6 protein-coding genes are annotated in these 7363 nt (G+C 25.2%); 1 reads left to right on the top strand and 5 read right to left on the bottom strand.

Features of this window, described 5'->3' with window-relative positions; genetic code table 11:
* Nucleotides 1-199 precede the first annotated feature (199 nt).
* Nucleotides 200-1345: a cyclically-permuted mutarotase family protein gene (locus tag ACRCYC_RS12990; RefSeq protein ID WP_438506400.1), complete on the bottom strand. Its 1146-nt coding sequence runs from the start codon at nt 1343-1345 to the stop codon at nt 200-202.
* A gap of 165 nt (nt 1346-1510) precedes the next feature.
* On the opposite strand from ACRCYC_RS12990, the gene ACRCYC_RS12985 reads away from it, so the two are divergent.
* Nucleotides 1511-2317, top strand: a complete 807-nt coding sequence (locus tag ACRCYC_RS12985; RefSeq protein WP_438506399.1) for a hypothetical protein — start codon at nt 1511-1513, stop codon at nt 2315-2317.
* 23 nt (nt 2318-2340) lie between these two features.
* On the opposite strand, the gene ACRCYC_RS12980 is transcribed toward ACRCYC_RS12985, so the two are convergent.
* The 4 genes from ACRCYC_RS12980 to ACRCYC_RS12965 form a co-directional block, all read right to left on the bottom strand.
* Nucleotides 2341-3741: an HTH domain-containing protein gene (locus ACRCYC_RS12980; protein WP_438531773.1), complete on the bottom strand. Its 1401-nt coding sequence runs from the start codon at nt 3739-3741 to the stop codon at nt 2341-2343.
* 24 nt (nt 3742-3765) lie between these two features.
* Nucleotides 3766-5154: a hypothetical protein gene (locus ACRCYC_RS12975; RefSeq protein ID WP_240219880.1), complete on the bottom strand. Its 1389-nt coding sequence runs from the start codon at nt 5152-5154 to the stop codon at nt 3766-3768.
* A gap of 144 nt (nt 5155-5298) precedes the next feature.
* Entirely contained in the window at nt 5299-6129 is an 831-nt protein-coding gene (locus tag ACRCYC_RS12970; RefSeq protein ID WP_438506397.1) for an Mrp/NBP35 family ATP-binding protein, read from the bottom strand.
* A gap of 95 nt (nt 6130-6224) precedes the next feature.
* Nucleotides 6225-7363, bottom strand: a 1139-nt coding sequence (locus ACRCYC_RS12965; protein ID WP_438506396.1) for a DUF3427 domain-containing protein, incomplete at its 5' end; no start/stop codon positions are given.

Here is a 7363-nt window from a genome sequence, read left to right as displayed (position 1 = left end):
AAGCAGGTACTGGGAATGTACCTGCTTATTTTTAAATTAGAAAATTTTTTCATCAATTTGAGAGAAAATTGATGAGCATTAAAAGTTCAGTAATTGAATTATATATTAAATCCCTTATTTTGTCGAACTTTTAACTGGTTAACTTGTGTTCGTTATTTGATTATTTTTTATATTTTTCTTAACTTTTGTATACTTTTTACTAGTCTTTAATTATAGTTCCTTGATAAATTCTTTCACTTCTAACACCTGGTTTTATTTCTCCATTTATCGAATAGATTGTATCTCCAACTTTTACAAGCCCTTCTCCACATGGAGCCATAAATGGCACTTGTCCTATTGATTTCCAAGTATTATTAGTTGCGTCATACACTAACATATCCTTATTCCAATTAAAGTCTTGTGGATCCATAGTAAAATAGTTATGTCTATATTTTTCTAGCTCTTTACCTTTTAATGACCCTAATTTAAGATTTGCATCATCCCAAACATCCTTATTAAATCCACCGATTACTAACATCTCATTATTATTTAATTTTACAGAGTTAGCACCTAAAAGAGATATCCCTTTATTTTTTAACTCTACATCTTTTACTTTTACCCATGTATCTTTAGCAAAGTTATATGCATAACCATCTGTAAATGCTACACCTGTTCCTCCACCAAATACATACAAAAGATCCTCTGAACCATTATTTAAAATTTGTCCAACTGGTTGACTTCTTTCTGTTCCCGGGAACATTTTTAAAGCTGTTGTTTTTCCAGTTGTTAAATTATATTTATAAAAATTCTTACTATCTTTTCCATCCTGCTTTCCACTTACAATATATATATCATCACCACGTAATACTGCTACTCCACTATGATAATTAAATGGTAATGTTCCTATTGTTTTAACTACAACATCTGTTTTATCAGCATTTAAAGTTATAAATAGTATCTCATTTGAAACACCTGTTTGATATGTTCCGCCAACATAGTAGATTCCCTTGTCTGTAGATATTGCTGTTCCATACCCTATCTCTTTTGGTAGTTGAGTGTGCTTAACTAACTCTAAACCATTTTTTACTTTTTTCATTAAATATAGATCTGAATAAACTACCTTTGGTCCACCCTCAAGAACTGATTTATGTGGGAAATTTGCTCCACCAGCTACAACTACATAATCACCTATATTTCCAGCTAAAGGTCCTGCTACCCCTTTTTGTACCTCATAACCTTTTGGAACTGGTAAGTCCTTAACATATTTCCAAGCTACATCTGTATTTGTACTAGTTTTTGTTGTAGCTCCAGAACATCCCGTTAATATTAAAGTTGCTAACGATAACCCTAACATAATTTTTTTCATAATACCCCTCCTCGTTATTAGTTTCAGTATTTTTATATACTTTATCCTTTTTATTTTGTCAAATTTTTTTCTAGGTGTTTTTATATTTATCTTGGTTTTTTTATATTTTTATACTATAATTTAGAATAGTATTTAAAAAATTTAACAACATTCTAGGAGAGTTTAATGAATTATTTTTTACATAAAGATTTTATAATTTCTGAAAAGAATAAAATTAGAATAAACAGATATTTTCAAAGTATAAAAACTATTGAAACTATTGTTTTTTTAAAAAACAAAGAGTATAAAGCTATTGTTGATGTTGAAAGTTTTCTTCATTTAACAAATTTTGATTGTTTTAACTGCTTAACTAACTGTTGTGTGCAGTTTCCATATGAGTTTAATAAAAAATCTAGAAAAGTTATAATCGAGAATTTAAAAGAGTATGATAATTTAACGAAAGCTGTTTCTATATTAAAAACCGAGGGTTTGATGGAAAGCGAAATTATTTCCTCAATAAAAAAGGATAAAATGCTTATTCCAGATGAGCATGTAAATACTACTTTTGATAGATGTACTTGCTCATGTGTTCACGTTGATAGACATCTTTGTGCTATTCATAAAATATGTATTGACCAAAACTTCTCTTTAGAAGAGATTATTGATACAAAACCACTTTGGTGTTCTATATATCCATTAGAAATTATTCAAGAAGAGGATACACTATATATCTTTGTTCCAACTAAAAAGAATAACTATTTAGCTATGAATGATTCAGATTTTCCATGTATGGATATTGAAAAATCTACATCTCCATACTTTAGAAGAGAAAATCCTATCGGTTTCAAACTTGATGAGTACCAACCTTTTGTATCATCTTATTACTCAATTTTAAAATATATTTTAGGGGATATATTCATTCAAGATCTCACTAAAACTCTTAATTTGAAAAATTCCAAATCAGATGAATTTCAATATATACAAAAAATATAAAAAGACCAGATTAACTCTGGTCCTTATATTTTTTCAAGAAATGGTTTTAACTTTAACTTATCATATTTTGTTATAGGAAAATTAAACTCTACCAATTTCTCCTCTATGTTATACCTAGAAAAATCTATATCTTCAAATGTTATAATAATTTTAGGATTTTTTTCATTTAAAAATTCTTCTAAATCAAAATATGAAACCAATTCATATTTTCCACTTCCTCTTTTAAGCCCTATATCTTCACACAAATCTACAATCATATCTCTATGTAAAAAATTATACACTATTGCAAAATCTTTTGTTTGTTCAATTTTACTTTTATTCTCTATATAGATACTACTTAAAAAGGTCATTGTCAAATTAGCTAAATCAAAACTATCAATCTCTTTAAAATAATTTTTTAATAATTCCGATATTTCTTTATAGGGAATTAAATAAGCTTTTCCAATAGCATTATTAAATATATAAAACTCATTTATATTAAATTCTTGTTTATAATCTCTGACTATAATTATAACCATAATTCTTATTAAAAAATCTTTTGATATAAAAATATTAGTTTTCATATTTTTCTCAATATATTTAATTAATTTTTTTGCTTCTTTAGCTTTTTCAGGATATAATTTCACTAAATTTCCTTTATATCTTTTTTTGTAAGTATCTATTATCTGATTTATCTCAAAATTACTATATAATAGTGTTTTTTTCAAAAACTCTATAAATGCTTTATCTCCTTTAGCTTCTTTTAAATTAATATCTATACTAAAATCTTTATAATTTTTTCTTAAAATAGCTATATAAGATTTAACTTCTAAATTTAAAAAAGCAAAACTATTATCTGGAATATTCATAAAACCAAACATCTCTTTTATTAATTTGTGTATTTTATATTCTCTCTTTAAATGTTCAAACTCTAAAAATATAATATCAAATATTTTTGGAAGATATCTTTGCTCAATAAATATTTTTATTAAATATAATTTAAAAAAACTTCTTTTATCACTCTCTTTACCTTCCAACACAATTCCATATCTAGTAAGATTTTTTATCTCTAAGTGAAATTTTTCTAAAATCTCTTTAAGTTCATTTAAATCATTTGTTAATGTTCTTCTTGTTACACCTATCTCTTCACTTATTTGGCTAAGATTTATTGTATCTGTTTTTAAAAATTTTAAAATCACATACATCTGCCTTTCCTCTGGAGTTAAACTCTGTTTTTTTCTAAGCTTTTCTATTATTTTAGGTATACTATTTAATTTATTATGAATATTTTCTATAGATTCCTCTTCAACTAAACACTCTAAATCTTTTATATATCTTTTAATTTTAAATTCTGAAATACTAAGAATTTCTGATAACTCTCCAATTGAATAAATATTTCTTTTTAAACAATACATAATTTTAAAGTGTATTGATGTTACATTCATAAACCTTCCCCTCTTTCTACATACCTAAATTAAACTACTTAATCCTTTCTCTATAGCTTTTTTATCTATTTTCTCTAACACTCTCAAATAATTAAATGAAGATATTTTTTCAACATTTGAATCTTGATATTTTTCATCACTTAATATTAAATCATAATGATTAATGCAATTTGAATAATTGAATCTTAAGTGAAACGATGGTTTTATATCAATTTTTATGTGGGGTATCTGTTTTTCTAAATTTTCTTTTAAATAAAAATCATGTGGTAGTATTATTTCATTAAAAAGAAGTAAAATATTATTTATATCTTTTCTATTCTTTTCTATCAAAATTTTTTTTATTATACCTAATACAACAATTTTATCATAGAAATATATTTTAAGATTTGTTTTTATTAAAATTTCATCTAGGATTTTTAGTAATCTCTTATCATCATTATTAAGTTTAGAAGAATGTACTTTTAAAATATTATTTTCATATTTAAATAAAGACATATATAGCTTTTTCAGTAGAAGTTCTTTAAATCCTTTTTCTATATTTTCTATATTTAATTGTTTTTTTAACTCTTTCATTAATATCTTTGCTCGCTCTATTACTCCTTGCTCAAAAAAGTTTTCTTTATTTTTTAAATTTAATAAAAATGAGAAAATCTGTTGTTTGTAACTCTCTGAATAGTTTCCTAACTCTTTTTCTACCATATTTTTTATATTTATATATTCATCTAAATTATTATAAGTATTTCCAAATGAAAATCCCTCAAAAGTATCCACACAAATTTTTAAAGCTAAGGAAAACGCTATTATAAATTTAGTTGATGCAACTTCTGAAAAAGTAAATATTTTATAAAGTTTTTCTGAAAGTTCATTAATTTGAGAGTCTTTAAAAAGATTATAATAAATTGTCGATGAAGATATTGAAAAATCAGTTTTTACAAACAGTTTTATAAGTTTCTTACAAAATAGATTTTTATCTTGAAGAGACAAATGAATTAAACGAAGTCCCTTTGCATTTTCATACTTATAACTACTATTATTTTCTGCTAAAATATTTTTTACAACTAAAAAATATCTATTTATGGAACTTCTCGATATTTGAAATTCATTTTTTTCAGCCTCTAAATTTATGAAACCTTTAAAAATAAATTTTAAATATAAATAATCAATAATATCTTCTGAGCTCATAAACTCTTTTCCATTTAATATATATAACCACTGTTCATTATTTAGACTTAACTGATACTTTCCGTCTTTTAGCTCTATTTGATTTAAGTTTAAATCTTTTAAGCTTATATTTAATTGTGATATATTTTTAGATAACGTTTTACTATCTACATCTAAATACAACGCTAAATCATTTTGTGAAAAACGCCCATGATACAATAAGTTTAATATTCCTACATTTGTAGTATTCAAATTAATCACCTCCCGAGGGTAAATTTTAACACAATTAATATAAAAAAAATATATGAAAAATTTAAATATTTATAACACAAAAACTTCTACATAGTCTGTTTTTTAAGTTTTTAAGTAATAAAAAAAGATCCAAAACTGGATCTTTTAAACTCTTACTTTATTTAATATATTTTTTGTAATGGGATTAAAAATATTATTTATTTCCTCTTTATTTACATCATATCCCTCAACTGAAAGATTACAAATACTTGATATCATAGGTAGTTCTCCTAATAAATCTAATTCATTCTCTTTTAAGAAGCTATCTGTTGACTCTCCATTGAATAACTTAATCTTAGTTTCACAACCTGGACAAACTACATAACTCATATTCTCAACTACTCCTAGAACTTCTACATTCATCTGATTTGCCATTTTAACAGCTTTTGCAACAATCATAGATATCATATCCTGAGGTACTGAAACCATCACTATTCCATTTAAAGGTATAGATTGCATAACAGTTAAAGCTACATCTCCTGTTCCTGGTGGCATATCTATTATTAAATAATCAAGTTCTCCCCAGATAACATCTTCCCAAAACTGCTTTACAGCTCTACCAACTATTGGTCCTCTCCATAGTACTGGATCATTTTCATTTTCAACTAGAAAATTTAAAGAGATTACTTTTATTCCATCTTTTGTTACCACTGGATATATATCATTACCTTTTCCTCCAGCTCTCTCTCCACTTAGTCCTAATAATCTTGGTATACTTGGCCCTGTTATATCCGCATCCATAATACCTACTTTATATCCCTGATCAGCTAACTGTTTTACTAATAAAGTTGAAACTGTAGATTTTCCTACTCCACCTTTTCCACTCATAACACCTATTACTTTTTTTATTTTATTTGCAGGATTATTAACAATTCCGCAACTTGTAGATTCCTTTGAGCATGACCCTTGAGATGGGCATGAATTACAACTTGACATTTTGTGTCCTCCTTTTAAGTACATAGATTAAGAAAAATTGCATTTTCTTATATATGCACATTTTAGTATAGTTTAATTCATTTGTCAATTTCATTTTATAAATTAAAATAGCTAAATAAATTTGAATCCATCTCATATTTTAACTTTAATTCATACTCTACTAAAGGTTCTCCTTTTTTTCCTAATGTTTCTTGAGCATTTAAAACCTTTTCAACCTCTCCTAAATAGAAGAAATTCTCTCCTGATTTTTTCTTTAAAAATACCTCTATTGTATAGTAGTTATTCGCAATCTTTCCCTCTCCTGTTAAAACACCATTTCTACTAATACATCTATTACTCTTAGAAAACCAAGTGAATCGTTGCTCATCATAAAACACATTGTCATATGCTACAAATGGCAGTGAATCATCCAATGTTATAAATATTATCACTTTTTTTTGATCTTCAAATATTGTATAACCACTTACCTGATAACCATTATTAAAATCTAAGTTCAAATTCCAAAAAGCTTGTTGCTTTGTATACTCTTTATATCTTAGTATAGTTTCTTTGCCTTGTTGTTTATAATTTTTTAAAACATAATTTAAATTATAATCAACAAGATCATCTATTAACATCTTAAAATAACTATTTTTTTCATAGCTACTTTTAAAACTCTTTTTTAAACTATATTTTTTTTCTGATTCAACTATAGGCTCAAACTCCTTTATTGTAGACAAGCTTGTAAAAATATCCTTAGACAGGTGTTTCATAGCATTTTCAATATTTTCTCTTTGTTCTACTAAAGAGTAATCTCTTTTTAAAATAACTTCTATATCCTCTATAGACACATCTTTATTTGATAGTAACGTTCTTAAAATAATCATCTCATGAACTCTTTTACTTGGAGTAAAGATACTTGATAAAAATGTTAGATAATTTTTTTCAATTTTTGAAAGCTCTCCTAAAAATAGTTTAGGTCTCAACATCTTTAAAATTTCATCATAATCTTTTCTAAACTTTAATATAACACTAGGTTCTATCATATCTCTTTGGAAAAAATCATTAAGCAAAGGTACTCTTCCAAGTTGTTTTTCTAAAAGATTAAAATCATGTTCTATATTTTTTTTAGTTGAGAAATTTGTTTTATTTATATTTTCAAAAATTCTTTCTTTTACAATAGTTTCAAATGTTATACTACTCTCTCCTGGAATCATATTTGTTCCATTTATTAGAAATCTTTTCATAAAATCTC

It is taken from the genome of Paraclostridium sp. (assembly GCF_051657365.1).
GTDB lineage: Bacteria > Bacillota > Clostridia > Peptostreptococcales > Peptostreptococcaceae > Paraclostridium.
The sequence above is the reverse complement of the archived record's forward strand: the minus strand, read 5'-3'. Positions and strand labels throughout refer to the sequence as shown.

Coding starts and splice junctions, on each gene's coding strand:
- ACRCYC_RS12990 (WP_438506400.1), bottom strand. CDS start 1,345: ATGAAAAAAATTATGTTAGGGTTATCGTTAGCAACTTTAATATTAACG.
- ACRCYC_RS12980 (WP_438531773.1), bottom strand. CDS start 3,741: ATGAATGTAACATCAATACACTTTAAAATTATGTATTGTTTAAAAAGA.
- ACRCYC_RS12985 (WP_438506399.1), top strand. CDS start 1,511: ATGAATTATTTTTTACATAAAGATTTTATAATTTCTGAAAAGAATAAA.
- ACRCYC_RS12970 (WP_438506397.1), bottom strand. CDS start 6,129: ATGTCAAGTTGTAATTCATGCCCATCTCAAGGGTCATGCTCAAAGGAA.